At 63.2% G+C, this 24,121-nt stretch carries 32 protein-coding genes; 30 read left to right on the plus strand and 2 right to left on the minus strand.

Features of this window, described 5'->3' with window-relative positions; translation table 11 throughout:
* Positions 1–14 precede the first annotated feature (14 nt).
* From NSE01_RS08100 to NSE01_RS08235, 28 genes are all read left to right on the plus strand, one after another.
* The gene (locus tag NSE01_RS08100) at positions 15–392 is read left to right on the plus strand and encodes a hypothetical protein (protein ID WP_246135100.1); all 378 of its coding nucleotides are present in this window, start codon (positions 15–17) and stop codon (positions 390–392) included.
* A gap of 38 nt (positions 393–430) precedes the next feature.
* Entirely contained in the window at positions 431–877 is a 447-nt protein-coding gene (locus NSE01_RS08105; protein WP_147159106.1) for a hypothetical protein, read from the plus strand.
* On the plus strand, positions 874–1,461 hold the full coding sequence (locus NSE01_RS08110) for a winged helix DNA-binding protein (RefSeq protein WP_246135101.1): 588 nt from the start codon (positions 874–876) through the stop codon (positions 1,459–1,461). The genes NSE01_RS08105 and NSE01_RS08110 overlap by 4 nt, the downstream gene beginning before the upstream one ends.
* 389 nt (positions 1,462–1,850) lie before the next feature.
* Positions 1,851–2,222: a 30S ribosomal protein S12 gene (gene rpsL / locus NSE01_RS08115; RefSeq protein ID WP_054121067.1), complete on the plus strand. Its 372-nt coding sequence runs from the start codon at positions 1,851–1,853 to the stop codon at positions 2,220–2,222.
* Between the two features lie 68 nt (positions 2,223–2,290).
* Positions 2,291–2,761 (plus strand): 30S ribosomal protein S7, encoded by a 471-nt coding sequence (rpsG, locus tag NSE01_RS08120; protein ID WP_147159107.1) that lies wholly within the window; start codon positions 2,291–2,293, stop codon positions 2,759–2,761.
* Between the two features lie 116 nt (positions 2,762–2,877).
* Complete coding sequence (fusA, locus tag NSE01_RS08125; RefSeq protein ID WP_147159108.1) at positions 2,878–4,971, plus strand: elongation factor G; 2,094 nt, start codon at positions 2,878–2,880, stop codon at positions 4,969–4,971.
* A gap of 152 nt (positions 4,972–5,123) precedes the next feature.
* Positions 5,124–6,314, plus strand: coding sequence for an elongation factor Tu (gene tuf / locus NSE01_RS08130; protein WP_147159109.1), 1,191 nt, complete (start codon positions 5,124–5,126; stop codon positions 6,312–6,314).
* A 154-nt stretch (positions 6,315–6,468) separates the two neighbouring features.
* Entirely contained in the window at positions 6,469–6,780 is a 312-nt protein-coding gene (rpsJ, locus tag NSE01_RS08135) for a 30S ribosomal protein S10 (RefSeq protein ID WP_028639306.1), read from the plus strand.
* 234 nt (positions 6,781–7,014) lie between these two features.
* A complete protein-coding gene (gene rplC, locus NSE01_RS08140) occupies positions 7,015–7,779 on the plus strand; it encodes a 50S ribosomal protein L3 (protein WP_147159110.1) in 765 nt (254 codons plus the stop codon).
* A gap of 3 nt (positions 7,780–7,782) precedes the next feature.
* Entirely contained in the window at positions 7,783–8,412 is a 630-nt protein-coding gene (rplD, locus tag NSE01_RS08145; protein ID WP_147159111.1) for a 50S ribosomal protein L4, read from the plus strand.
* On the plus strand, positions 8,405–8,710 hold the full coding sequence (locus tag NSE01_RS08150; RefSeq protein ID WP_147159112.1) for a 50S ribosomal protein L23: 306 nt from the start codon (positions 8,405–8,407) through the stop codon (positions 8,708–8,710). The genes rplD and NSE01_RS08150 overlap by 8 nt, the downstream gene beginning before the upstream one ends.
* 12 nt (positions 8,711–8,722) lie before the next feature.
* Positions 8,723–9,559, plus strand: a complete 837-nt coding sequence (gene rplB, locus NSE01_RS08155) for a 50S ribosomal protein L2 (RefSeq protein ID WP_147159113.1) — start codon at positions 8,723–8,725, stop codon at positions 9,557–9,559.
* Positions 9,560–9,565: 6 nt separating this feature from the next.
* A complete protein-coding gene (gene rpsS / locus NSE01_RS08160) occupies positions 9,566–9,844 on the plus strand; it encodes a 30S ribosomal protein S19 (RefSeq protein ID WP_067913284.1) in 279 nt (92 codons plus the stop codon).
* Positions 9,844–10,230 (plus strand): 50S ribosomal protein L22, encoded by a 387-nt coding sequence (rplV, locus tag NSE01_RS08165; protein ID WP_147159114.1) that lies wholly within the window; start codon positions 9,844–9,846, stop codon positions 10,228–10,230. Before rpsS ends, rplV begins: the two co-directional genes overlap by 1 nt.
* Positions 10,231–10,232: 2 nt before the next feature.
* Positions 10,233–10,928 (plus strand): 30S ribosomal protein S3, encoded by a 696-nt coding sequence (rpsC, locus tag NSE01_RS08170; RefSeq protein ID WP_147159115.1) that lies wholly within the window; start codon positions 10,233–10,235, stop codon positions 10,926–10,928.
* Between the two features lie 15 nt (positions 10,929–10,943).
* Positions 10,944–11,378 (plus strand): 50S ribosomal protein L16, encoded by a 435-nt coding sequence (gene rplP, locus NSE01_RS08175; RefSeq protein WP_054121077.1) that lies wholly within the window; start codon positions 10,944–10,946, stop codon positions 11,376–11,378.
* Positions 11,375–11,581, plus strand: coding sequence for a 50S ribosomal protein L29 (gene rpmC, locus NSE01_RS08180; protein WP_067913299.1), 207 nt, complete (start codon positions 11,375–11,377; stop codon positions 11,579–11,581). Before rplP ends, rpmC begins: the two co-directional genes overlap by 4 nt.
* Positions 11,582–11,591: 10 nt before the next feature.
* A complete protein-coding gene (gene rpsQ, locus NSE01_RS08185) occupies positions 11,592–11,861 on the plus strand; it encodes a 30S ribosomal protein S17 (RefSeq protein WP_147159116.1) in 270 nt (89 codons plus the stop codon).
* Positions 11,862–11,924: 63 nt separating this feature from the next.
* Entirely contained in the window at positions 11,925–12,293 is a 369-nt protein-coding gene (rplN, locus tag NSE01_RS08190; RefSeq protein ID WP_054121079.1) for a 50S ribosomal protein L14, read from the plus strand.
* The gene (rplX, locus tag NSE01_RS08195) at positions 12,293–12,610 is read left to right on the plus strand and encodes a 50S ribosomal protein L24 (RefSeq protein WP_147159117.1); all 318 of its coding nucleotides are present in this window, start codon (positions 12,293–12,295) and stop codon (positions 12,608–12,610) included. The genes rplN and rplX overlap by 1 nt, the downstream gene beginning before the upstream one ends.
* Positions 12,603–13,184, plus strand: coding sequence for a 50S ribosomal protein L5 (gene rplE / locus NSE01_RS08200; protein WP_147159118.1), 582 nt, complete (start codon positions 12,603–12,605; stop codon positions 13,182–13,184). Before rplX ends, rplE begins: the two co-directional genes overlap by 8 nt.
* 60 nt (positions 13,185–13,244) lie before the next feature.
* Positions 13,245–13,550 carry a 30S ribosomal protein S14 gene (rpsN, locus tag NSE01_RS08205; protein WP_147159119.1) on the plus strand — a complete coding sequence of 102 codons (306 nt, stop codon included), beginning with the start codon at positions 13,245–13,247 and terminating at the stop codon, positions 13,548–13,550.
* Positions 13,551–13,560: 10 nt separating this feature from the next.
* The gene (rpsH, locus tag NSE01_RS08210; RefSeq protein WP_054121083.1) at positions 13,561–13,956 is read left to right on the plus strand and encodes a 30S ribosomal protein S8; all 396 of its coding nucleotides are present in this window, start codon (positions 13,561–13,563) and stop codon (positions 13,954–13,956) included.
* Positions 13,956–14,489 carry a 50S ribosomal protein L6 gene (rplF, locus tag NSE01_RS08215; RefSeq protein ID WP_147159120.1) on the plus strand — a complete coding sequence of 178 codons (534 nt, stop codon included), beginning with the start codon at positions 13,956–13,958 and terminating at the stop codon, positions 14,487–14,489. Before rpsH ends, rplF begins: the two co-directional genes overlap by 1 nt.
* Entirely contained in the window at positions 14,489–14,839 is a 351-nt protein-coding gene (gene rplR, locus NSE01_RS08220) for a 50S ribosomal protein L18 (RefSeq protein ID WP_054121085.1), read from the plus strand. The genes rplF and rplR overlap by 1 nt, the downstream gene beginning before the upstream one ends.
* Position 14,840: 1 nt before the next feature.
* The gene (gene rpsE / locus NSE01_RS08225; RefSeq protein WP_147159121.1) at positions 14,841–15,566 is read left to right on the plus strand and encodes a 30S ribosomal protein S5; all 726 of its coding nucleotides are present in this window, start codon (positions 14,841–14,843) and stop codon (positions 15,564–15,566) included.
* A 6-nt stretch (positions 15,567–15,572) separates the two neighbouring features.
* On the plus strand, positions 15,573–15,749 hold the full coding sequence (gene rpmD, locus NSE01_RS08230; protein ID WP_147159122.1) for a 50S ribosomal protein L30: 177 nt from the start codon (positions 15,573–15,575) through the stop codon (positions 15,747–15,749).
* A 293-nt stretch (positions 15,750–16,042) separates the two neighbouring features.
* Positions 16,043–18,559, plus strand: coding sequence for a TonB-dependent receptor (locus NSE01_RS08235; RefSeq protein ID WP_147159123.1), 2,517 nt, complete (start codon positions 16,043–16,045; stop codon positions 18,557–18,559).
* Positions 18,560–18,596: 37 nt separating this feature from the next.
* Here the strand turns inward: NSE01_RS08235 and NSE01_RS08240 are convergent, their stop codons facing one another.
* Positions 18,597–20,129 (minus strand): DUF4139 domain-containing protein, encoded by a 1,533-nt coding sequence (locus NSE01_RS08240; protein WP_246135102.1) that lies wholly within the window; start codon positions 20,127–20,129, stop codon positions 18,597–18,599.
* Positions 20,130–20,170: 41 nt separating this feature from the next.
* The gene (locus NSE01_RS08245) at positions 20,171–21,682 is read right to left on the minus strand and encodes a DUF4139 domain-containing protein (protein ID WP_147159124.1); all 1,512 of its coding nucleotides are present in this window, start codon (positions 21,680–21,682) and stop codon (positions 20,171–20,173) included.
* A gap of 310 nt (positions 21,683–21,992) precedes the next feature.
* Here NSE01_RS08245 and rplO point away from each other — a divergent pair, with 310 nt between their 5' ends.
* Together rplO and secY are read left to right on the plus strand one after the other, a co-directional pair.
* The gene (gene rplO / locus NSE01_RS08250) at positions 21,993–22,511 is read left to right on the plus strand and encodes a 50S ribosomal protein L15 (protein ID WP_147159125.1); all 519 of its coding nucleotides are present in this window, start codon (positions 21,993–21,995) and stop codon (positions 22,509–22,511) included.
* Between the two features lie 192 nt (positions 22,512–22,703).
* Entirely contained in the window at positions 22,704–24,071 is a 1,368-nt protein-coding gene (gene secY, locus NSE01_RS08255; protein ID WP_147159126.1) for a preprotein translocase subunit SecY, read from the plus strand.
* The last annotated feature ends 50 nt before the right edge of the window (positions 24,072–24,121 follow it).

A 24,121-nucleotide genomic window follows, 5' to 3' on the forward strand; every position in this document is an offset into this window, starting at 1 on the left:
ATGGAGAGACTTTGATGACTGCTTTTTCTAATCGAATTGCGCCTGAAATGCCACTTGCCGTGGCGCAGTTGCGGATTGCCCGCGATCTGCATCAGGCTGAAGCCGCGCTCGACGAGGCGCTGGTGCGCCAGGCGCAGCTGCTGCAGACCATGGTCGGCGCCCGGCGCGAGACCGGCGTTGCGCCCTTCCTCGGCCAGGATGCGCTGATGCGCTTGCTCAAGAGCCAGCAGGCGATGCTCGATGCCGGTGGCGAACTCGCCCGCGTCCATGGCCGGCTCAGCACGATCTCGCTCGAGACCTGCGGCGGCAACGATGCCTGCCCGCCGGCTGCTCTGCTTGAAGGTACCGGCCTTGATGCCGCGGAATTGGCAGCCGTGCCCGAGGTGGCGTGATGTCAGCCCTGACCGTCACTTGGGGATCCTGACCGGTCATGGCGTGGCTCTGGATCCTTCGTATTGCGCTGATCGCTACCGTGCTGTTCGCGGCCCGCAAGGGTGACGAACCGGAACAACTGGTGGCGACTGTGCTGCTTTCCACATTCGCACTGGATGTGGGCAATCATATGCTGTTCGGCGATCCGGCCTGGTACACGGTCAACCCGGGACACCTGGTGATCGATTCCTGGGCTTTCTTCACGCTGCTCTGGGTTGCGCTCTACGCCAATCGCGGCTGGCCACTGTGGGTTTCTGCCTCGCAGGTCCTCGTCGTGCTCGGCCACGTCGCAAAACTCTGGGAAGTGGACATGGTCCGCCGAGCCTACTGGACGATGACGCAAATGCCTTTCCTGTTCCAGTTGGCCGTGCTGGCAATCGGCACGGGCGCGCACGTCGAGCGCCAGCGCCGCATTGGCCGCTATCATTCGTGGCGGCTTGCATGAGCGGGCGCCTCATTCGCCGCCACGACCGTGGCCGCCGCCGCGCCGCGTTGCGCCGCGCCAATCCTGCCGTGCATGCCGAGGCGATTGCAGCGCAGGACCCGGCTGCCGACGTTCGCCGTGCTGCCGTGCCGGAGATGACGTCTTCATTGGCGGCCGGTCTGCATGCAGCGTCGGCGCGGATCACGCCCGAAGCGCTGCTCTGCTTTGCGCGAGAGACATACGCGATCCGACGCAGACGAGACCGCCATTTGCCCGGCGACCTGTTCGGGGAACCGACCTGGGACATCCTGCTCGATCTTTATGTCGCGACCCGTGAGGATCGACCCGTGCCCACGACCAGCGCCTGCATCGGGGCCAATGTCCCCCCGACGACCGCGCTGCGCTGGCTCCGCATCCTCGAGGCTCGCGGGCTTGTCGAGCGCGAGGAGGATGGGCGCGACGGGCGTCGCACCTTCGTGAGACTTTCGGCGCGCGGACTTGCCGCGATGGATGACTGGCTGCATGTGGCGCTCGCCATGCTCGATCACTCGGTTGGGGCGATCCTCCGGCGCACCATGCCACCCCTTGCCGAGGCGGCGGAATAGGCCCGGTTTCCCGTCCGCTGGCGGCTTGATGCTTGACCAGCGGGCGGTTCCGGCCTAAGGGCGCGACGTCTCGAGCGGCCCTATGGCCAATCGGTTCAACAGAGCTGAACATTGCCGGTGCGCGGCAAGTGGGGCCTCGAGGGCGGTTTTGCTGCCATTCGCGGGTCCCTCTTGTGTTTGGTCCCAAGCCCCCGAATCGAGGGCTGAGGCTCAAGCTACGCCGTCAGCCGTCAAAGTAACCCGGTGGCGACTTGCTTCGGGTGGAGCGTTTTCGGCTCATGCAGCACTTCGGTGCGAGGCCTTTTCGGCCTTGCCCAGGGCTGGATGAGATTTTCCGCAAGCCTTCACCTGGTTCCTGCCGCGCCCGCAACCAAGGTGAAGAGTACTTCATGCCTACGATCAACCAGCTGGTCCGCAAGGGCCGCGAACCGCAGAAGACCAAGTCCAAGGTCCCTGCGATGGAGCAGAACCCGCAGAAGCGCGGTGTTTGCACCCGCGTCTACACGACGACCCCGAAGAAGCCGAACTCGGCGCTGCGCAAGGTGGCCAAGATCCGCCTGACGAACAGCCGCGAAGTCATCTCGTACATCCCGGGCGAAGGCCACAACCTGCAGGAGCACTCGGTCGTGCTTATCCGCGGCGGCCGTGTGCGCGACCTTCCGGGCGTGCGCTACCACGTCCTGCGCGGCGTTCTCGATACCCAGGGTGTCAAGGATCGCAAGCAGTCGCGTTCGAAGTACGGCGCCAAGCGTCCGAAGTAAGTCTCATCTGGGTCGGAGCCGCAGAGCGCATCCCGTGAGGGGCGCTCCGCTCCGCAGGAGTACAGAATATGTCTCGTCGTCGTCGTCCCGAAAAGCGGGAAATCCTGCCTGATCCGAAGTTCAACGATCAGATCCTCTCGAAGTTCATGAACAACCTCATGCTCGACGGGAAGAAGTCGGTCGCTGAAAGCATCGTCTACGGTGCCATGGAAACCATGCAGACCCGCGCCAAGGCGGATCCGCTGCAGCTGTTCCACGATGCGCTGAACAACGTGAAGCCGCAGATCGAAGTCCGCAGCCGCCGCGTTGGTGGTGCGACCTATCAGGTCCCCGTCGAAGTGCGCACCGAGCGCGCCCAGGCGCTGGCCATCCGCTGGCTCATCACCGCCGCGCGCAACCGCAGCGAAACCACGATGGCTGCCCGCCTTTCGGCCGAGCTGCTCGATGCTGCCAACAACCGCGGCAACGCTGTCAAGAAGCGTGAAGATACTCACCGCATGGCCGACGCCAACCGCGCCTTCAGCCACTATCGCTGGTAAGAGGCGCGTTGCCCAAGGGGGCCGCTCGTAAAGCGGTCGTCTTGAAACGGTCACGCTAAAAGCACTATGGGGCGGGCCGGAACCATCCGGCCCCTCCCGAACCCAAGGAACCTCCCATGGCCCGCAGCCATCCGCTCGAGCTCTATCGCAACATTGGCATCATGGCGCACATCGACGCCGGCAAGACCACGACGACAGAGCGCATCCTCTACTACACCGGCAAGTCCTACAAGATCGGCGAAGTCCACGACGGCGCCGCAACCATGGACTGGATGGAGCAGGAGCAGGAGCGCGGCATCACGATCACGTCCGCCGCAACAACCTGCTTCTGGAAGGCGGACAGCGGCAAGGGCCAGGAATACCGCATCAACATCATCGACACCCCCGGGCACGTCGACTTCACCATTGAAGTCGAGCGTTCGCTGCGCGTGCTCGACGGCGCGGTGGCCTGCTTTGACGGCGTCGCCGGCGTTGAGCCGCAGTCGGAAACGGTGTGGCGCCAGGCTGACAAGTACGGCGTGCCGCGCATGTGCTTCATCAACAAGCTCGACCGCACCGGTGCGAACTTCAAGTACTGCGTGCAGTCGATCATCGATCGCCTCGGTGCGAAGCCTGCCGTGCTCTACATTCCGATCGGCATGGAATCGGAACTGCGCGGTCTGGTCGACCTCGTTCACAACCGCGCGATCATCTGGAAGGACGAATCGCTCGGCGCCGAGTTCTTCTACGAGGACATTCCGGCTGATCTGGCTGATGAAGCCGCGATCTATCGTCAGGAACTGATCGAACTCGCGGTCGAGCAGGACGACGAGGCGATGGAAGCCTATCTCGAAGGCAACGAGCCTGACGTCGCGACACTCAAGGCCTGCATCCGCAAGGGTACGCTGGGCCATGCCTTCGTGCCGGTGGTCTGCGGTTCGGCGTTCAAGAACAAGGGTGTCCAGCCCCTGCTCGACGCCGTGGTCGACTATTTGCCTTCGCCGCTCGACATCGAAGACGTCCAGGGCGTCAAGATGGACAGCGACGAGAAGGACAGCCGTCCGGCCAAGGACGACGCACCGTTCTCGGCGCTCGCGTTCAAGGTGATGAACGATCCGTTCGTCGGCAGCCTCACCTTCATCCGCATCTATTCGGGTTCGCTCACCAAGGGCACCTACCTGAACTCGGTGAAGGACAAGAAGGAGAAGGTCGGCCGCATTCTCGAAATGCACGCCAATGACCGCAAGGACATCGACGAAGCCTTCGCGGGCGACATCGTGGCTCTGGCGGGCATGAAGGAAACCACCACCGGTGACACGCTGTGCGCCGAGCGGTTCCCGATCGTGCTCGAGCGCATGGAATTCCCCGAGCCTGTCATCGAGCTTTCGGTGGAACCCAAGACCAAGGCCGACCAGGAGAAGATGGGCATCGCGCTCAACCGTCTCTCGGCTGAGGATCCCTCGTTCCGCGTGTCGACCGACCATGAATCGGGCCAGACCATCATCAAGGGCATGGGCGAACTGCACCTCGACATCATCGTCGATCGCATGAAGCGCGAGTTCAAGGTCGAGGCCAACGTCGGCGCGCCGCAGGTGGCCTACCGTGAATACCTCGGCAAGCCGGTGGACGTGGACTACACCCACAAGAAGCAGTCGGGCGGTACGGGCCAGTTCGGCCGCGTGAAGGTCAAGGTCACGCCGGGCGAGCGCGGTTCGGGCTTCGTCTTCAAGGACGAGATCAAGGGCGGCAACATTCCGAAGGAATACATCCCCGCGATCGAAAAGGGCTTCCGCGAAACCGCTGAAACCGGCTCGCTGATCGGCTTCCCGATCATCGACTTCGAAGTCCTGCTTTACGACGGCGCCTACCACGACGTCGACTCGTCGGCACTGGCCTTCGAAATCTGCGCCCGCGCCGCAATGCGCGAAGTGGCTCAGAAGTCGGGGATCAAGCTGCTCGAGCCGATCATGAAGGTCGAGGTGATCACGCCGGAGGAATACCTCGGCGACGTGATCGGCGACATCAACTCGCGGCGCGGCCAGATCCAGGGTACCGACAGCCGGGGCAATGCCCAGACTGTGGTCGCCATGGTCCCGCTGGCGAACATGTTCGGCTACGTGAACCAACTGCGCTCGTTCACCCAGGGACGTGCGAACTACTCGATGTTCTTCGATCACTACGACGAGGTCCCGCCGAACGTCGCGACCGAGATCAAGGCGAAGATGGCGTAAGCGCTCTTCTCCGGCAATTCGTCCCTCGGGCGAATTTCAGGAGGACGGCGGGCTTGCATAAGCAAGCGGATCAATCTACGGGCGGCGCCTGATTCAGCGGGCGCCGTCTCTTTCCCGCAGTATCTGCAATTTCAAAGAAGAAGGTTTGAGCAATGGCCAAGGCTAAGTTTGAGCGGACCAAGCCGCACTGCAACATCGGCACCATCGGTCACGTCGACCATGGCAAGACCACCCTGACGGCGGCGATCACCAAGGTGCTCGCCGAGACCGGCGGCGCGACGTTCACCGACTACGCGAACATCGACAAGGCTCCGGAAGAGCGCGAGCGCGGCATCACCATCTCGACTGCCCACGTCGAGTACGAGACTGCCAACCGTCACTACGCGCACGTCGACTGCCCGGGTCACGCCGACTACGTGAAGAACATGATCACCGGTGCCGCCCAGATGGACGGCGCGATCCTGGTCGTGAACGCTGCTGACGGCCCGATGCCGCAGACCCGCGAGCACATCCTGCTTGCCCGCCAGGTCGGCGTGCCGGCGCTGGTCGTGTACATGAACAAGGTCGATCAGGTTGACGACGAGGAAATCCTCGAGCTCGTCGAGCTGGAAGTGCGCGAGCTGCTCTCGTCGTACGACTTCCCGGGCGACGATATTCCGATCGTCAAGGGTTCGGCTCTGGCCGCTCTCGAAGGCCGTGACGACAACATCGGCAAGAACTCGATCAACGAGCTCATGGCCGCTGTCGACAGCTACATCCCGCAGCCGCCGCGCCCGACCGACAAGCCCTTCCTGATGCCCGTCGAAGACGTGTTCTCGATCTCGGGCCGTGGTACGGTTGTGACCGGCCGCGTCGAGACCGGCATCGTCAAGGTTGGTGAAGAAGTCGAGATCGTCGGCCTCAAGGACACCGCCAAGACCGTGGTCACCGGCGTCGAAATGTTCCGCAAGCTGCTCGATCAGGGCGAAGCTGGCGACAACATCGGTGCGCTGGTCCGCGGCGTGAAGCGTGAAGACGTCGAGCGCGGCCAGGTTCTGGCCAAGCCCGGTTCGGTCACGCCGCACACCGAGTTCTCGGCTGAGGTCTACGTGCTGTCGAAGGATGAAGGTGGCCGTCACACGCCGTTCTTCGCCAACTACCGCCCGCAGTTCTACTTCCGCACCACCGACGTCACCGGCGAAGTGATCCTTCCCGAGGGCACCGAGATGGTGATGCCCGGCGACAACCTGACCCTGTCGGTCCGTCTCATCGCGCCGATCGCGATGGACGAAGGTCTGCGCTTCGCGATCCGCGAAGGTGGCCGTACCGTCGGTTCGGGGGTTGTCAGCAAGATCACGAAGTAATATAGGCCGCGCACCGGCGGGAGATTCGCTCTCCCGCCGGTCCGGTTTTTACGGATCAGCGGCCCGCTTTCTCCTCGCTTCAACAGCTGGGGCAGGGTGAGAGGGTGGAGCGGCTGGTCTTTTTGTTTTAGCTCTTTCGCATCGGTAAACGGACATGGACGCCCAGAATATCCGCATTCGCCTCAAAGCCTTCGATCATCGCGTGCTCGATCAGGCAACCGGCGAAATCGCTGACACCGCTCGCCGCACCGGCGCGCTGATCCGGGGCCCCATTCCGCTGCCTACGCGCATCGAGAAGTTCTGCGTCAACCGCGGTCCGCACGTCGACAAGAAGTCGCGCGAGCAGTTCGAGGTTCGCACCTACAAGCGGCTGCTCGACATCGTGCAGCCCAATGCCGCCACCGTGGACGCGCTGATGAAGCTCGATCTCGCCGCTGGCGTCAACGTCGAGATCAAGCTCGCGTAAGAATTCGCTGCCGCTGCAAGGCGGAAGCACCAGAGTTTAAGAGGTATTGAGCCTCTCGGACAATGGGATACCTCCGGCGCCGCTTCCCTAGGGAGCACTGAGCCGGGCAAGCGTCCCCCGTTCGCTTCCGCCCTCCGGGCAGAAGCACTCAGCCCGGACGGGGCGCGTTTCACATACGGGCTGAACACGCCTCGCGGGGATGGTCCTCGCAAGGCCTCTGTAAGGAGTATGGTCATGCGCACCGGCGTGATCGTTAAAAAGCTCGGGATGACCCGAGTGTTCCAGGACGACGGACGGCACGTGCCGGTTACCGTTCTGGCGCTTGAAAATTGCCAGGTGGTCTCGGTCCGCACCGAAGAACGTGACGGTTACGTCGCGGTTCAGCTCGGCGCTGGTCAGGCCAAGCAGAAGAACGTCGCCAAGCCGCAGCGCGAGCACTTCGCCAAGGCTGAGGTCGAACTGAAGATGGAAGTCGCCGAGTTCCGCGTCGCCGAAGACGCGCTGCTCGAAGTCGGCTCGACCATCGCTGCCTCGCACTTCGTGCCCGGCCAGTATGTCGACATCACCGGTCACACGCAGGGCAAGGGCTTTGCCGGCGCCATGAAGCGTTGGGGCTTCGGTGGTATGCGCGCCACCCACGGTGTGTCGATCACTCACCGTGCCCACGGTTCGACGGGTAACCGCCAGGATCCGGGTCGCGTGTTCAAGAACAAGAAGATGGCCGGCCACATGGGCGACCGTCAGCGCACCCAGCAGAACCTCGAGATCGTCCGCACCGACGACGAGCGCGGCCTGATCTTCGTCAAGGGCTCGGTCCCTGGTTCGAAGAATGGCTGGCTGCTCGTCCGCGATGCGGTGAAGCTCGACCGTCACGCTGAAGCGCCGTATCCGGCCGGCCTCAAGCAGGCTGCCAACAGCAACGACACCACGGCGGCTGCCGACACTCCCGCGGAAGACACCGCGGCTGCCAGCACCACCGTCGATGGTCAGGAGGGCTAAGTCGTGAAGGTTCAGGTCCTCAATCTCGATGGCACCGCAGCCGGCGAAGCCGAGCTTTCGGATGCCGTGTTCGGTGTCGCTCCGCGCGCCGACATCATGCACCGCGTTGTCACCTGGCAGCTCGAAAAGCGTCGCGGCACTGCCCGTGCTGCTCGTGAGCGTTCGGAAGTGGCTCGCACCGGTAAGAAGCTGGGCAACCAGAAGGGCGGCGGTGGCGCTCGTCACGGCGATCGTGCTGCTCCGATCTTCATCGGCGGTGGTAAGGCGCACGGTCCCCGCGTCCGTGACTTCAACCCCTCGCTCAACAAGAAGCTGCGCGCACTCGGTCTGAAGATGGCGCTCTCGACCAAGGCTCTGGCCGACGGTCGCAGCCTCGTCGTGGTCGACACTCTCGACACCGATGGCAAGACCGCCACGCTTGCTGCGACGCTTGCCAAGGCAGGCTTCGGCAAGAAGGTGCTGGTGATCGACGGCGAAGCGGTGAACGACAACTTCGCCCGTGCCGCTCGCAACATCATCGGGGTCAACGTGCTCCCGGCGATGGGCGCCAACGTCTACGACATCCTGAAGCATGATACGCTGGTGCTGACGCGCGCTGCGGTCGAAAAGCTGGAGGCGCGTTTCAATGGCTAAGGACGCAATCGACACGCGTCACTACGACGTGATCGTGGCTCCCCACATCACCGAAAAGGCGACGCTGCTCAGCGAGCATAACGCCGTGGTCTTCAAGGTTGCCGGCAAGGCCACCAAGACGGAGATCAAGGCTGCGGTTGAAGCCCTGTTCGACGTGAAGGTCACCAAGGTGAACACGCTGAACCAGGAGGGCAAGACCAAGCGCTGGAAGGGTTCACCTTACAAGCGTTCGGACTTCAAGAAGGCGGTTGTGACGCTGGCTCCCGGCCAGTCGATCGACGTCACCAGCGGTATCTGAGGCGCATAGACCATGGCACTCAAGAACTATAACCCGACCAGCCCCGCCCGGCGCGGCCTGATCCTCGTCGACAAGTCGTCGCTGTGGAAGGGCAAGCCCGTCAAGGCGCTGACCGAGGGCAAGAGCAAGACCGGCGGCCGCAACAACAAGGGCCACGTGACCAGCCGCGGTATCGCGGGCGGTCATAAGCAGCGCTACCGGTTCATCGATTTCAAGCGCCGGAAGTGGGACATGCCCGCGACCGTCGAGCGTCTGGAATATGATCCCAACCGCACCGCGTTCATTGCGCTCGTCAAGTACGAGGACGGTGAGCAGACCTACATTCTCGCGCCGCAGCGCCTCGCAGTCGGCGACTCTGTCGTCGCCGGCGAGAAGACCGACGTGAAGCCGGGCAACGCGATGCTGCTCAGCCAGATGCCGGTCGGCACCATCATCCACAACGTGGAGATGAAGCCGGGCAAGGGCGGTCAGATCGCTCGTTCGGCCGGTACGTATGTCCAGCTCGTCGGTCGTGACCGCGGCATGGTCATCGTTCGCCTGAACTCGGGCGAGCAGCGCTACCTGCGCGGCGATTGCATGGGCACGGTTGGCGCGGTCTCGAACCCCGACAACTCGAACCAGAACCTTGCCAAGGCCGGTCGCGGCCGCTGGCTTGGTCGTCGCCCGCTGACCCGTGGTGTCGCCAAGAACCCGGTCGATCACCCGCACGGTGGTGGTGAAGGCCGCACCTCGGGTGGCCGTCATCCGGTCACGCCGTGGGGCAAGCCGACCAAGGGCGCCCGTACCCGTCACAACAAGCAGACGGACAAGATGATCATCCGTTCGCGTCACGCGAAGAAGAAGAGGTAACACCCCATGGCACGTTCCGTCTGGAAGGGACCCTTCGTCGACCTCCACCTCCTGAAGAAGGCCGAAGTGGCTCAGGATGTTGGTTCGCGTGCAGGTCCGATCAAGACCTGGTCGCGTCGTTCGACCATTCTCCCGCAGTTCGTTGGTCTGACGTTCAACGTCTACAACGGGCACAAGTTCATTCCCGTCTCGGTCAACGAAGAGATGGTCGGCCACAAGCTTGGTGAATTCGCGCCGACGCGCACGTTCCCCGGCCACGCCGCTGACAAGAAGGGCAAGCGCTAATGGGCAAGCCTAAGTCCCCGCGCCGCGTTGCGGACAACGAAGCGCTCTCGGTTGGCACGCAGATCCGCGGTTCGGCCCAGAAGCTGAACCTCGTTGCCGCACTCATCCGCGGCCAGCGCGCTGAAGACGCCATGAACATCCTCGCCTTCTCGAAGAAGGCGATGGCTGTGGATGCGCGCAAGGTGCTCGCCTCGGCGATCGCCAACGCCGAGAACAACCACAATCTTGATGTCGACGCACTCGTCGTCGCTGAGGCTTCGGTCGGCAAGTCGATCACGATGAAGCGCTTCCACACTCGTGGTCGCGGCAAGTCCACCCGCATCCTGAAGCCGATCTCGCGCCTGCGGATCGTGGTTCGCGAAGCGGCTACTGGTGAGGAGGCCTGATCATGGGTCACAAGTCGAACCCCATCGGTCTGCGTCTGCAGATCAACCGCACCTGGGATAGCCGCTGGTACGCGGAAGGTCGCAGCTATCAGAACCTGCTTCGTGAAGACCTTGCCATGCGCAAGTTCATCATGGAACACCTGCCGCAGGCCGCGATCTCGAAGGTCGTGATCGAGCGTCCCGCGAAGCTGTGCCGCGTTTCGATCTATGCCGCTCGTCCGGGCGTCATCATCGGCAAGAAGGGCGCGGACATCGAGAAGCTGCGTAGCCAGCTTGCCAAGATGACCGCGAGCGATGTGAAGCTGAACATCGTCGAGATCCGCAAGCCGGAAATCGATTCCAAGCTCGTTGCGCAGGGCATTGCCGATCAGCTCGTTCGCCGTGTGGCTTTCCGCCGCGCGATGAAGCGTGCGGTCCAGTCGGCGCTCCGTCTGGGTGCCGAAGGCATCAAGATCACCTGCGGCGGTCGTCTCGGCGGTGCGGAAATCGCCCGCGTCGAGTGGTACCGCGAGGGTCGCGTGCCGCTCCATACGCTGCGCGCGAACATCGATTATGCCGAAGCTGTGGCGCACACCGCGTATGGCGTGATCGGCATCAAGACCTGGATCTTCAAGGGTGAAATCCTTGGTCATGATCCCATGGCGCAGGACCGGCTGATGATGGAGGCTCAAACCTCCGGCGTCCGTCCGGCTCGCTAAGGTAGAGTAAGCACCATGCTGCAACCGAAAAAGACCAAGTTCCGCAAGGCCTTCAAGGGCCGGATCAAGGGCGATGCCAAGGGTGGCACCGACCTGAACTTCGGTTCGTACGGCCTCAAGGCACTCGAGCCGGAGCGGGTTACCGCTCGCCAGATCGAAGCCGCTCGCCGTGCGATCACCCGCCACATCAAGCGCCAGGGTCGTCTCTGGATCCGCGTGTTCCCGGATGTGCCGGTTTCGAAGAAGCCTGCTGAAGTCCGCCAGGGCAAGGGCAAGGGTTCGATCGAATACTGGGCAGCCCGCGTGAAGCCGGGTCGCATCCTGTTCGAGCTCGACGGCGTTGCCGGCCCGCTCGCGGCTGAGGCTTTCAGCCGCGCTGCGATGAAGCTGCCGATTAAGACCAAGGTCGTTGCCCGCCTCGGCGACACCTCGCACCTCGGAGGCGAATGATGGCCAAGTTTGAAGACATGCGCGTCAAGTCCGACGATCAACTTCAGGCGGATCTTGCCGAGCTGAAGCGCGAGGCATTCAACCTGCGGTTCCAGGCGGCGACCAACCAGCTCGAGCGTCCGGCCCGCATCCGCGAAGTCCGTCGCGACATCGCCCGTATCAAGACGCTGCAGACTGAGCGTTCTCAGTCGGCCAAGGCGTAAGGAAAAGACTATGCCCAAGCGTATTCTGATCGGGACGATCGTCTCGGACAAGACTGACAAGACCGTGGTGGTCAAGGTCGAGCGCAAGGTGAAGCACCCGCTCTACGGGAAAATCATCCGTCGCTCGAAGAAGTACCACGCCCACGACGAGAGCAACTCGTTCAAGGCTGGCGAGACCGTTCGCATCGAAGAGACTGCGCCGATCTCCAAGCTGAAGACGTGGAAGGTGATCGACCGCGTGCAGGCCGGCAAGACGGCTGCGATCGAAGCCGACGTCTAAGTCGCAATCCATTTTGGAACTGCCGGACTGGTTCCGGCAAGCCAGTGAGAAGGAACCGGATCAATGATCCAGATGCAGTCCAATCTCGAAGTCGCTGACAACAGCGGCGCGAAGCGCGTCCAGTGCATCAAGGTGCTGGGCGGGTCGAAGCGTCGTTTCGCCAGCGTCGGCGATGTGATCGTCGTGTCGATCAAGGAAGCGCAGCCGCGCGCCCGTGTCAAAAAGGGCGACGTGCACCGTGCGGTGATCGTGCGTACCCGCAAGGATGTCCGCCGCGCCGATGGCAGCGTGATCCGCTTCGACACCAATGCCGCTGTGCTCGTCGGCAAGAACGAAGAGCCGATCGGCACCCGTATCTTCGGCCCGGTGGTGCGTGAACTGCGCGCCCGCGGCTTCATGAAGATCATCAGCCTTGCGCCGGAGGTGCTGTAATGTCGGCTGCCAAGATCAAGAAGGGTGACGCTGTTGTCGTCCGTTCGGGCAAGGACAAGGGCCGTACCGGAACGGTGCTCCAGGTTCTCCCGAAGGACGACAAGGTGATCGTCGCCGGCATCAATATTGCCGCGCGCCACCGCAAGCCCACTCAGGAGAACCCGCAGGGCGGCATCGACCGCCGTGAGGCTCCGCTGCACATCTCGAAGGTGGGCATTGCTGACAAGGACGGCAAGCCGACCCGCGTGCGCTTCGAAACGAAGGACGGCAAGAAGGTCCGCGTGGCCGTCAAGTCCGGGGAGACGATCGATGGCTGATAAGTACGTGCCCCGCATGAAGGCCAAGTACGAGGCTGAGGTCGCTGCCGCGATGCAGGCCAAGTTCGGCTATGCGAACCACATGGAGATTCCGAAGATCGACAAGATCACGCTCAACATGGGCGTGGGCGAGGCGAGCCAGGACAAGAAGAAGGTGACGACCGCCGCTGCCGAGATGGAACTCATCTCGGGCCAGAAGCCGGTGATCACCAAGGCGAAGAAGTCTATCGCGCAGTTTAAGCTGCGTGAAGGCATGCCGATCGGTTGCAAGGTTACGCTGCGCCGCGAACGCATGTACGAGTTCCTCGACCGTCTCATCACTATCGCGATGCCCCGCATCCGTGACTTTCGTGGTCTGAACCCGAAGTCGTTCGACGGGCGCGGCAACTACGCGATGGGTCTGAAGGAGCAGATCATCTTCCCGGAGATCAGCTACGATCAGATCGAGAAGGTGCGCGGCATGGACATCATCGTCACCACCACCGCCAAGACCGACGAGGAAGCGCGCGAGCTGCTCCGTCTCTTCGGTTTCCCGTTCCCGCGCGACGCTGCTGAAGAGCAGAAGGCCGCCTGAGGATTTCCCGGCTCGAGCCAACTGGCTCGCCAATGGTTTTGAAGAAGAGAGCTTAAGTCCATGGCGAAACTGAGTTCCATCAACAAGAATGAGCGCCGCAAGAAGCTCGTTCAGAAGTACGCGGCGAAGTACGCTTCGCTGAAGGCCGTCGCGGCCGACGAGAAGCTCGACGAAACCGAGCGCCTCATCGCCCGCCTCAAGATGGCCGAACTGCCGCGCAACGCGAACCCGACCCGCGTGCGCAACCGCTGCAACACCACCGGTCGTCCGCGCGGCTACTACCGCAAGTTCGGCCTTTGCCGCATCGAGCTGCGCGATCTCGCCAACAAGGGGATGATCCCCGGCGTGACCAAGTCGAGCTGGTAAGGATCACGAGATGGCACTGACCGACCCCCTGGGTGATATGCTCACCCGCATCCGCAACGGCCAGCAGGCGAAGAAGGACTCGGTCCTTTCGCCCGCTTCGAAGCTGCGTCTCCACGTGCTCGAAGTTCTCCAGCGTGAGGGCTACATCCGCGGCTTCAGCGAGGACGCCACTGGCGCCCACCCGCAGCTGCGCATCGAGCTGAAGTATTTCGAGGGCCAGCCGGCGATCAAGCACGTGGCCCGCGTCTCGAAGCCGGGCCGCCGCGTCTACTCGGGTTCCAAGGAACTCCCGGTTGTGCGCAACGGCCTCGGCATCACCATCGTCTCGACGCCGAAGGGCGTGCTCTCGGATGCCGAAGCGCGCGCTGCCAACGTCGGTGGCGAAGTGCTGGCGGAGGTGTTCTGATGAGCCGCATCGGCAAGAAGCCGGTGACGATCCCGAGCGGCGTCACCGCGGATATCGCGAATGGCGTTCTGACCGTGAAGGGCCCCAAGGGCACGCTCACGCTCAGCATGCGCGACGAGATCAGCTACACCGTGGACGGCAACGCGATCATCGTGAAGCCGGCGAACGACACCAAGGCTGCCCGGGCGTTCTGGGGCATGCAGCGTACGCTGGTCGACAACCTGGTTGTCGGCGTGACGGAAGGGTACACCAAGACCCTGAACATCACCGGCGTTGGCTATCGTGCCAACTCGCAGGGCAGCAATCTAAAGCTGCAGCTCGGCTACAGCCACGATGTCGATTACGCGATTCCCGAGGGTATCGAGATCAAGACCCCTGACAACACCACGGTGTTGATCTCGGGTATCGACAAGCAGAAGGTTGGCCAGGTGGCCGCCGAGATCCGTCGCTGGCGCAAGCCCGAGCCTTACAAGGGCAAGGGTATCAAGTACGCTGGCGAGTTCATCTTCCGCAAGGAAGGGAAGAAGAAGTAATGGCCAAGCTCTCGCTCTTCGACCGCCGCCGTCAGCGCGTCCGTACCGCGCTCAAGGCTCGTTCCGGTGGCCGTCCGCGGCTTTCGGTTCACCGTTCCGGCCGGCACATCTACGCGCAGATCATCGACGACGCTGCGGGCAAGACGCTCGCTGCCGCCTCCAGCCTCGTCAAGGGCCAGAAGGCGATCGGTGCCACGGTTGATGCCGCCGCGCAGGTTGGCAAGGACATTGCCGAGCGCGCCAAGGCTGCCGGCATCACCACTGTCGTGTTCGATCGCGGCGGCTTCCTGTTCCACGGCCGCGTCAAGGCGCTGGCTGACGCTGCCCGCGAAAACGGGCTGGAGTTCTAAGATGGCTGATGAAACCAACCTGGAAGCCGCAGTGGCTCCCGAAGCAGCCGGTACCGACGCCCCCCGCGAGGGTCGTGGTGGTCGCGGAGGCGATCGTGGTCGTGGCCGTGGCGGCAATGACCGCGGCGGTGATCGTGGTGGCCGTGGCCGCCGTGACGACCGTGGTCGTGGCAACCGTGACGAGGAAGGTGGCGAGGAGCTGATCGAGAAGCTCGTTCACATCAACCGCGTTTCCAAGACCGTGAAGGGCGGCAAGCGCTTTGGTTTTGCCGCGCTTGTTGTGGTCGGTGATGGCAAGGGCCGCGTTGGCTTCGGCCATGGCAAGGCACGCGAAGTGCCGGAAGCGATCACCAAGGCGACCGCTTCGGCCAAGAAGACCATGGTTCGCATTCCGCTCAAGGAAGGCCGCACCCTGCACCATGACGGCAAGGGCCGTTTCGGCGCTGGCAAGGTCAACCTCCGTTCGGCGCCTGCCGGTACTGGCATCATCGCCGGTGGCCCGATGCGCGCCGTTTTCGAGAGCCTCGGTGTTGCCGACGTGGTGACCAAGTCGGTCGGCACCTCGAACCCCTACAACATGATCCGCGCGACATTTGACGCGCTCACCGATCAGACCAGCCCCAAGTCGGTTGCGCAGCGCCGCGGCAAGAAGATTGCCGACCTGCTCGGTCGTGGCGGTGCTGCTCCGGTTGAGGCCGAGGCGGAAGCCGCGGCCATCGTGGAGTAATCAGACATGGCAAAGATCAAGATCAAGCAGATCGGCTCGCCGATTCGGCGCCCCGAAAGCCAGAAGCAGATCCTTATCGGTCTGGGCCTGGGCAAGATGCACCGTGTGGTCGAGCTTGAGGACACCGCTGAAGTGCGCGGCGCGATCGCCAAGCTTCCGCACATGGTGGCCGTGGTCGACTGACTGCTGGCTGGCCTCAAGGCCGACTAGTATAGCTAATTTGGAAAGGGCCCCGGCAGCGATGCCGGGGCCTTTTTCGTTATGCGAGGCTTGCAACGTAATTGTCATAAGTAAATGAAAGGGAAGCAAAATATGTCTTGAGGGCAAGGTTCTCGTAGCAGTCCTGTCACGTTTGCGTGCTCTGAGCGGGTCACGCGCGGAGGCCTACGGTTCGCCCCCGGCCACCATCCCGGTGGCCAAACGGTTGGTGCTTTTCTCCGCGCCGGATCAATCGATCCACAATCGGAGATAACAAGATGCGCTTCCCCTCCAAGTTTCTCGCGGCAGCCAGCCCGATCGCGTTTTGCGTTACCGCGCTGAATTCGCCCGCCTTCGCTCAGTCGACCGGTTCGGTCGAGTTTGACAAGGAGATCGTGGTCACTGGCACGCGCGGTACGCAGCAAGTTGCCGGTGTCGCTTCGCCCGATACGCCGAAGGCGAGGGCCGTGCTGACGCAGGAGACGATTCAGCGCCAGAATCCCGGCCAGACCATTCTCGATACGATCAACCTGATCCCGGGCGTCAGCTTCCAGAATAACGACGCCTATGGCTCGGCCGGCGGCACGCTCAGCATCCGTGGCTTCGATGCGAGCCGGATCAGCCTCACGTTCGACGGCGTGCCGCTCAACGATTCGGGCAACTATGCGATCTATTCGAACCAGCAGCTTGATCCTGAGATCATCTCGGAAGTGAACGTGAACCTCGGCACGACCGATGTGGACAGCCCCACGGCCTCGGCGGTGGGCGGCACGATCAACTATCGCAGCAAGACCCCGGATCATGATCTTGGGCTGCTCGTTTCGGGTTCGGTGGGCGAGTACAATTTTCGCCGTGGCATCGTGAAGGTGGAAACCGGCGATCTGACCGCGAGCGGCACACGGGCGTGGTTTTCCGCCAGCACCGCGAAGAACGACAATCCGTTCAACAACTACGGCAAGATCAGCAAGCAGCAGTACAACGGCAAGATCTATCAGCCGCTCGCCGGGGATGATTTCATCGCCATCGCGGCGCACTACAACCAGAACCGCAACAACTTCTTCGGCTCACTGCCGCTGCGCAATGATCCCACCCGCACCGTCGGTTCGGCGTCCAGCAACCGTTTTCCGGGCAATTCCGACGAGCGCGGGTATACCGTCAACGTTCCGTGCACGGTCGCGCTGGGCGTGACTGGCGTGGCGGATTCCGCCAACACCTGCGGCACCGAATTCGATCGCCGCTACAACCCTTCGAATACCGGCAACGTGCGCATTTCCTCGCGCTTCACTCTGGCCGATCATCTCGTCCTGACGGTCGATCCGAGTTACCAGTGGGTTAAGGCCAACGGCGGCGGCACCGTCACCGGGCTTGAAGGCGTGCGGACGATTGCCGGCACCGCCTATACCGGCTTCGTCGGCGGCAAGTACTACTTCGGCAAGGACCTGAATGGCGATGGCGATGCGCTCGATGCGGTTTCGCTGCTCGCGCCCAGCCACACCCAGACGCGGCGCTATGGTCTGATTGCCAGCTTGAAGTGGGACATCAACCCCGAGAACACTGTGCGCATTGCCTATACCTACGATGGTGCGCGCCACCGGCAGACCGGCGAAGTGGGCACGCTGCAGTTCAACGGCGAGCCGACCGATGTGTTCCCGATCAACAACCCGCTGAGAGCAGCCAATGGCGTCGTCGTGCAGAAGCGCGACCGCCTGTCCTATGCGATCCTCCACCAGGTGGCGGGCGAATATCGCGGCGAGTTTTTCGGCGGCAATCTTGTGGTCAACGCCGGGGTGCGCGCGCCGTTCTTCAAGCGCAACCTGACGAACTACTGCTTTGCCACCTCTGCCAGTGGCAACGTCGATTGCTTCGGCCAGGATGCGGCGCTCAACGCGGGATACGCTGCGGCCAATCCCTATTCCTACAGCAGCACGACCAACAAGTTCACCGGCTACGCTGCCCCGCAGCAGCGCTTGTTCAACTTCAACAGGGTCCTGCCCAACGTCGGCTTCGTCTACAAGCTGGGTAGCGGCGTCAGCCTCTTCGCCAACTACTCGAAGGGCCTTTCGGTTCCGGGTACGGACAGCCTCTACAACGCCTTCGTGTTCCCGCTCGGCACCGAGCAGGCGCTGCCCAAGCCCGAGACGACGGACAACTTCGATGGCGGCGTGCGCTATCGCTCCGGCAAGGTGCAGGGCGAGATTTCGGGTTTCTACAACAAGTTCCAGAACCGCCTGGCGAGCGCTTATGATCCCGAACTCGACGTCAACGTCTACCGCAACCTCGGTGACGTGAAGAAGTACGGCTTTGACGGCTATGTCTCGTACCAGCCGATCCCTGCGCTCAGCCTCTATGCCTTCGCCAGCGCGCTCAAGTCCGAAATCCAGAACGACGTGCAGATCAATGCCACCACGTTTGCCGCGACGACCGGCAAGCGCGAATCCGGCATTCCGACCTATTCGTACGGCGGCGCGGTGCGCGGCTCTGTCGGTCCGTTCGATCTTGGGGTGACGTTCAAGCGCACCGGGCCGCGCTATTACAATGACGAGAACCTGCCGGTCGTCGTGGGTGGCACCGAAGTCTACCCGGCGCAGATTCCGGCTTACAACCTCGTCAATCTCGATGCGCGGTTTAATCTCAAGGGGATCGGCCGCAGCAGCTACATCCAGCTCAACGTCTACAATCTGTTCGACGAATTCTATGTTGGCGGCGTTGGCGGCACGTTGCTGCACACAGCGACCTATTTCGCCCAGATCGGCGCCCCGCGCACGGTCAGCGGAACGCTTGTGATCGGTTTTTGATCCTGTGGTGCCTTCGGCCCGGAAATGAGCATTGCGCTCAGTCCGGGTCGGTCACCCGGTAGCGGAGTAAGGCTTCGCCATTGGCAGGCACGGACACCGTCCACGTCGGCCGGCCAAATTTGCGCGTGAGGGGCGTTGAGGGGCGCAGCAGCTTTGCCCCATCGTCCAGGCGGACCATGCCCTCGAACATGATCGGCCAGGGATTGGCATTGCTGACCTTGGCTTCAAAATCGGCCCACCGCGCAGCCGATGCCGTTTTCCTCACTTTTACATGGACTTGCGGCGAGGAGCTGAGCGTCACTTCGACGTCCTCATTCACCGCATAATCGCGCATGCCGCCTTGGCCGACGAGGAGCAGATCGGCCTCGTGTGGCTCGAACACTGCCACCGGACCACCCGGCAGCGACACGCCAAGGCCATCCTCCTTGCGGTTGCGTGTGCGCAGCTTGATCGTGGCATTCCCGTCGATGCCGTCCCAAAGATCGGCGGTGTGCCAAGTCTTGAACTTTACCGACTTGAGGTCGTGCATCGCCACCTGCTTCTGCGCATTGGCGGCGACGGTGGTCGGCATCGGCACGCGGTAGAGCTTGAGATCGCCGAGGCCTTCCTCGGTGACCTTGACGGGAGCATTCATGATGGGGGCAGATCGCCGCTGCGCCGTCACGACGATGTCTGCCGCCATCATGCCCTCCATCATCATGGGAGGCGGCGGGGGCGCGGGTGGGGGGATGACTTGCGGCGCCCACACGCGCGGCTGGAGATAGCAATGCAGCACCAGATCGCCGTCCTGCACATCGCGCGTCTCGCGCGAATCCTCGCGGTCCAGCTTGCCGCCGACCACTGCCGTGCTCGCAGCGGGGAAACTGGTGGGGTCGCTGCTCGCCAGAGTTACCCACGCCGTCAGGTCAGCCTTGCCCGTCACCGGATTGAGCCGGACGACGTAGTTGGTCTGCCAATCGAACCCCCACGCAAGGTAGGAGAGCGTGATCGTCGCGCGCTTGGCCGCCGTGCTTTCTGTGCGCACCGATAGCGTCGGCCGCGCGCTGAGCCCTTCCGGCATTTCGCTATAAATCAGTGCGTCGGAGATCCCGCGTCCGCAATCGGCGACTTCGAACCCGTCTCTTGTCTGCACGATCGCCGCGCCGTCCGGGCCGGAGCGGATCACCGCGCGTTCCTCGCTCACTGTACCCTTGCCATCCTTGCCGCGTTGGCGGCGCAGGATCACCGGGCGCCCATAGGCGCGGGCATAGAGGTTCCGGGCGGAAAGCAGATCGGCATCGAGGTTCTTCTCGCGCACACCGGAAGGCAGTCCGGTGACGAGTGCGGATTCGGGCAGCATACCGCCCGCCACGCTCTCGAAGCGGATCGTCGCGGCGCCCGCCGGAATGTCCACGCTGCGTGTCTCGGTGATGAGCGCGTAACCTTCGAGCCAGTCGAGGTTCATTGCGCTGTCTGCGGCGCGATCCGGTGCTCGATAGATCGTCACGGCAACCGCATCGGGCGCGATTGATGTGACCACAGGCTCACTCGCTGCGGCGGCGCCCGGCACAAGCGCCAATGCAAAGGCCATTGGGGCCCACAATGAGAGCGCGCGCGGCACCGCCTCGGCGCTCAGTAGCGGGTGTCGAACTGGACGGTGAGGGTGGTTTCGCCGTTGGCCGGCACATCCAGCGCCCAGACCCGCTCATCCAGCGTGCGCTGCGTGCCCTTCACGCTTTCGGACGGCACTCGCGTATCGCTCCACCAGTTGTCGAGCCCGGCCTGCACCAGTTCGACCTTGACCGGCGCTGGCCGCGCGTTGGTCACCTTGTAGGTCATCGTCGTGCGCCAATAGACCTTCTGGCGTTCCACCGTCACATCGTCGGTCTTGCCGTTTACGGTGATCCGCCAGCGCCCGGTCTTCTCCCACTCGTCCGCCGTGATCGTCTCGCGCTTCTGCACGGTGGGCTGAACTTTCACGTCGAACGCTTCGCCGGTCCTGAGCGAAAGCGTCGATCCCATCGGCGTGTGGTCGATCCCCTTTTCGCCGATGAATTGCGGCGCCCCGCGGGCATCGCGCATGTAGACGCGCACGGTGCCCGCCGGGAGCGCATCGCCCACGCCGCTCTCTTTCGCGGTCGATAGCTTGAGCACGGTGGCAAAGCTCTGCGCCTCGTCCGATGCGCCCAGCCAATCATTGCGGAAGTAGTAGCCCTTGCTGGCCGGGGCCCCTGCCACATCAAGGAAGCTCACCTGCTTCTGCTGCGCGTTGGCTACCGTGGTCCGCGCGGCGATGGGATAGACGTAGAAGTCCCCCAGTTGCTCGCGGTTCGCGCTCTGCGTGCCTGGGTTGTAGGCAACCTGCCGCTCGACATAGCGGCGTCCGCCGCCGCCCATGCCGCTGTTGTTGTCCTGCCCGGGCCGCCCGGCGACCAGCAGTACGCGCGCATTGGGGAAGCTCGTGCCGGTGTTGTTCGTCAGCGTAATCCAGCCCTGCAGGTCCATCTTGCCCGCCGCCTCGTCAAACAGTGCGACATAGTCTGCTTTCCAGCCGAAGCCCGACGAGAGATAGCTCAGCGTTACCGGGCGCGAACCGGCACTGGCGGCATCGAGCGTGATCGAGAGCGTCGGCCGCGCGCGCAGGCTCGGCGGCAGACCGGAAAACAGGATCCGCGCGCCATAGCTTTCGAGCACTTCGATGCGGTCTCCGATCCGCACAATCGTGCCGCCGTTGTTGGCCAGCACCAATGCCTGCTCACGCGTTTCGACGCCGGTGGCGGGATTCGTGCGTACCAGCGTGACAGTCTGACCCACCGCCTTGTCCAGCAGCTTTTCCGGCGAAAGCAGGTCATAATCGAAGTTCTGTTCGACGATCCCGGCATCGCCGCTGCCCAGCGTCACCGTCTCGGGACGGATCATCGCCGAAACGTCGGGAAACTCCTGCCGGTTCATGCCCCTCTGGAGCGTGATCTGCCGCTTGTCCTGCACCAGCGCGAGATCGTTGTTGTAGATGGTCAGCGAGACATCGCCCTGACCTGATGCTGGTGCTGAAGATGGCGCGCCTTGCGCCCAAAGGGGAGCAGGGAGGGCTGCTGCAAGGCCCAGCATGAGGCCGAATGCGGGAAACTGCCCAAACGTGTTCATGCGCCAACCTCGCCTTGCTGTTCATCCGCTCCGCTGCGCAGCCTATCGGCTCCATCCTCCGTTGGAAAGCGGCACAGCCGCCGATCCGGTCTGGTCTGGTGCGGGCGTATCCGTGTCCGCCGCTTCTGTAGCCTTCCAGACCACGCGAGGGGCGGGGCATGGACCAGATGGCTGCGGCCAACACGCTGGCAAGCTGCCCGGCGGGCACTCGCCCGATCACCGGGCCGCTGAGGGGGTGACATTCGCGCCCGCATCGCCTAAGGGCCGCCCTCCTATCAGCGCGACTCAAAGCGAAAGCGAGTGCTCCACCATGACCAAGCTTAACGAACTCTCCGACAACTATGGCGCCCGCAAGGGCCGCATGCGCGTGGGCCGCGGCATCGGCTCGGGCAAGGGCAAGACCGCCGGTCGCGGCCAGAAGGGTGCCAAGGCACGCTCGGGCGTTTCGGTCAACGGGTTCGAAGGCGGCCAGATGCCGCTCCACATGCGCATCCCGAAGCGCGGCTTCAACAACATCTTCGCCAAGGACTACGCCGAAGTGAACCTCGGCATGATCCAGAAGGCGATCGATTCCGGCAAGCTGGCGATCGACGGCGTTATCGATCACGCCGCGCTGCAGGCTGCTGGTCTTGCCCGCGGCGGCAAGGACGGCGTGCGCCTCCTCGCCAAGGGTGAACTGACCACCAAGGTCAGCTTCCTCGTCGCCGGCGTCAGCGCCGGTGCCCGCGCTGCTGTCGAGGCGCTCGGCGGCTCGGTCGCGCTGCCCGAAGCCCAGCCCAGCGAGCACGAGAAGAAGACGGCCCGCCGCGAGGCGAACAAGGCCAAGTAAGGAACACGCGCGGGGGGCTGGTGGATAACTGCCCCCCGTTTGCGGTTCTGCCTGCTTCTCTTTCGATAAATCGAGAGGCCGGGGGTTCGACATTGCCGAACCCTCCCTATATGGGCTAGCCACATAGGCATTGCGCCCGCTCAGTTCTCCGAACGGCCGCAGTCAGCCCAGCACAAGGCTTGAAACCCGAACATGGCATCCCGCGCCGACAATATCGCCAGCACGCTCAATCTGGCCAATTTCTCGAAGGCGACCGAACTCAAGTCGCGCATCTGGTTCACGGTGGGCGCGCTTGTCGTGTTCCGCTTCATGAGCTTTGTGCCGCTGCCCGGCGTCAACCCGATGATCCTGGCCGAGCTTTACAAGCGCACCCAGGGCGGCGTGCTCGATATCTTCAACGCGTTCTCGGGCGGTTCGCTCCAGCGCATGAGCCTCATCGCGCTCGGCGTGATGCCCTACATCACCGCCTCGATCGTGGTGCAGCTGGCATCTTCGCTCCATCCGGCGCTCGCTGCGCTGAAGAAGGAAGGCGAGAGCGGGCGCAAGAAGCTCAACCAGTATACCCGCTACGGCGCGGTGTTCCTGACCGCTATCCAGGGCTATTTCCTCGCCGTGGGGCTTGAGGCGTTCAGCGCATCGAGCGGGCTGCAGGCAGTGGTCGATCCGGGCTACATCTTCCGCGTCGGTGCGGTAATCAGCCTTATCGGCGGCACCATGTTCCTGCTCTGGCTGGGCGAACAGATCACCAGCCGTGGCATCGGCAACGGCACTTCGCTGATCATCATGGCCGGCATCGTGGCGCAGATGCCGACGTTCTTCGGCAACCTGTTCGAACAGGGCCGCACCGGCGCAACGAGCCCCTTGCTTATCGCCGGTATCGTCCTGCTGCTCGTTGCCGTCGTGATCGGCATCTGTTTCTTCGAGCGTGCTTCGCGCCGCCTGCTGATCCAGTATCCCAAGCGCGTGACCCAGCGCGGGATGATGGCTGCAGACCGCAGCCACCTGCCGCTGAAGCTCAACACCGCTGGCGTGATCCCGCCGATCTTCGCATCGTCGCTGCTGCTGCTTCCGCTGACGATCACGCAGTTCGCCGGTCGCTCGGTTTCGCCCGACAGCACGATGGGCCAGTTCATCGTCGTGCTGAACCAGTACCTCGGCCACGGCAAGCCGGTCTACATGGTGCTCTACGCGGCGGGGATCCTGTTCTTCAGCTTCTTCTACACGGCGATCGTGTTCAATCCGGAAGAAACGGCGGACAACCTCAAGCGCAATGGTGGTTTCATTCCCGGCATCCGTCCGGGCAAGAACACCGAGAAGTATCTCGACTATGTGCTGACGCGCATCACCGTGCTGGGTGCGGCCTACATCACCGTGGTCTGCGTGGTGCCTGAGGCGATCATGGCCGAAACCGGCATGGGTTCGCTGTTCTTCGGCGGCACCAGCCTGCTCATCGTGGTCAACGTGACGGTAGATACCATCACGCAGATCCAGTCGCACCTGCTGGCGCACCAGTATGGCGACCTTATCAAGAAGGCCAAACTGAAAGGCCGCATGCGCTGAGCGCTGGCCGCCCGGGGGTCGGGTGGCCGGTCGGAAACCAGCGAGCGGGT

The sequence above is a fragment of the Novosphingobium sediminis genome (assembly GCF_007991615.1).
In the GTDB taxonomy this organism is placed as follows: Bacteria; Pseudomonadota; Alphaproteobacteria; order Sphingomonadales; family Sphingomonadaceae; genus Novosphingobium; species Novosphingobium sediminis.

Coding starts and splice junctions, on each gene's coding strand:
- NSE01_RS08100 (WP_246135100.1), top strand. CDS start 15: ATGACTGCTTTTTCTAATCGAATTGCGCCTGAAATGCCACTTGCCGTG.
- rplV (WP_147159114.1), top strand. CDS start 9,844: ATGGGCAAGCCTAAGTCCCCGCGCCGCGTTGCGGACAACGAAGCGCTC.
- rpsG (WP_147159107.1), top strand. CDS start 2,291: ATGTCTCGTCGTCGTCGTCCCGAAAAGCGGGAAATCCTGCCTGATCCG.
- rpsS (WP_067913284.1), top strand. CDS start 9,566: ATGGCACGTTCCGTCTGGAAGGGACCCTTCGTCGACCTCCACCTCCTG.
- secY (WP_147159126.1), top strand. CDS start 22,704: ATGGCATCCCGCGCCGACAATATCGCCAGCACGCTCAATCTGGCCAAT.
- rplC (WP_147159110.1), top strand. CDS start 7,015: ATGCGCACCGGCGTGATCGTTAAAAAGCTCGGGATGACCCGAGTGTTC.
- rpmC (WP_067913299.1), top strand. CDS start 11,375: ATGATGGCCAAGTTTGAAGACATGCGCGTCAAGTCCGACGATCAACTT.
- rpsE (WP_147159121.1), top strand. CDS start 14,841: ATGGCTGATGAAACCAACCTGGAAGCCGCAGTGGCTCCCGAAGCAGCC.
- NSE01_RS08240 (WP_246135102.1), bottom strand. CDS start 20,129: ATGGCCTTTGCATTGGCGCTTGTGCCGGGCGCCGCCGCAGCGAGTGAG.
- rplN (WP_054121079.1), top strand. CDS start 11,925: ATGATCCAGATGCAGTCCAATCTCGAAGTCGCTGACAACAGCGGCGCG.
- rplB (WP_147159113.1), top strand. CDS start 8,723: ATGGCACTCAAGAACTATAACCCGACCAGCCCCGCCCGGCGCGGCCTG.
- rplX (WP_147159117.1), top strand. CDS start 12,293: ATGTCGGCTGCCAAGATCAAGAAGGGTGACGCTGTTGTCGTCCGTTCG.
- rpsJ (WP_028639306.1), top strand. CDS start 6,469: ATGGACGCCCAGAATATCCGCATTCGCCTCAAAGCCTTCGATCATCGC.
- rpsC (WP_147159115.1), top strand. CDS start 10,233: ATGGGTCACAAGTCGAACCCCATCGGTCTGCGTCTGCAGATCAACCGC.
- rpsH (WP_054121083.1), top strand. CDS start 13,561: ATGGCACTGACCGACCCCCTGGGTGATATGCTCACCCGCATCCGCAAC.
- rplF (WP_147159120.1), top strand. CDS start 13,956: ATGAGCCGCATCGGCAAGAAGCCGGTGACGATCCCGAGCGGCGTCACC.
- NSE01_RS08150 (WP_147159112.1), top strand. CDS start 8,405: ATGGCTAAGGACGCAATCGACACGCGTCACTACGACGTGATCGTGGCT.
- rplE (WP_147159118.1), top strand. CDS start 12,603: ATGGCTGATAAGTACGTGCCCCGCATGAAGGCCAAGTACGAGGCTGAG.
- fusA (WP_147159108.1), top strand. CDS start 2,878: ATGGCCCGCAGCCATCCGCTCGAGCTCTATCGCAACATTGGCATCATG.
- rpmD (WP_147159122.1), top strand. CDS start 15,573: ATGGCAAAGATCAAGATCAAGCAGATCGGCTCGCCGATTCGGCGCCCC.
- NSE01_RS08105 (WP_147159106.1), top strand. CDS start 431: ATGGCGTGGCTCTGGATCCTTCGTATTGCGCTGATCGCTACCGTGCTG.
- rpsQ (WP_147159116.1), top strand. CDS start 11,592: ATGCCCAAGCGTATTCTGATCGGGACGATCGTCTCGGACAAGACTGAC.
- NSE01_RS08110 (WP_246135101.1), top strand. CDS start 874: ATGAGCGGGCGCCTCATTCGCCGCCACGACCGTGGCCGCCGCCGCGCC.
- rplP (WP_054121077.1), top strand. CDS start 10,944: ATGCTGCAACCGAAAAAGACCAAGTTCCGCAAGGCCTTCAAGGGCCGG.
- NSE01_RS08235 (WP_147159123.1), top strand. CDS start 16,043: ATGCGCTTCCCCTCCAAGTTTCTCGCGGCAGCCAGCCCGATCGCGTTT.
- rplR (WP_054121085.1), top strand. CDS start 14,489: ATGGCCAAGCTCTCGCTCTTCGACCGCCGCCGTCAGCGCGTCCGTACC.
- rpsN (WP_147159119.1), top strand. CDS start 13,245: ATGGCGAAACTGAGTTCCATCAACAAGAATGAGCGCCGCAAGAAGCTC.
- rpsL (WP_054121067.1), top strand. CDS start 1,851: ATGCCTACGATCAACCAGCTGGTCCGCAAGGGCCGCGAACCGCAGAAG.
- tuf (WP_147159109.1), top strand. CDS start 5,124: ATGGCCAAGGCTAAGTTTGAGCGGACCAAGCCGCACTGCAACATCGGC.
- NSE01_RS08245 (WP_147159124.1), bottom strand. CDS start 21,682: ATGAACACGTTTGGGCAGTTTCCCGCATTCGGCCTCATGCTGGGCCTT.
- rplO (WP_147159125.1), top strand. CDS start 21,993: ATGACCAAGCTTAACGAACTCTCCGACAACTATGGCGCCCGCAAGGGC.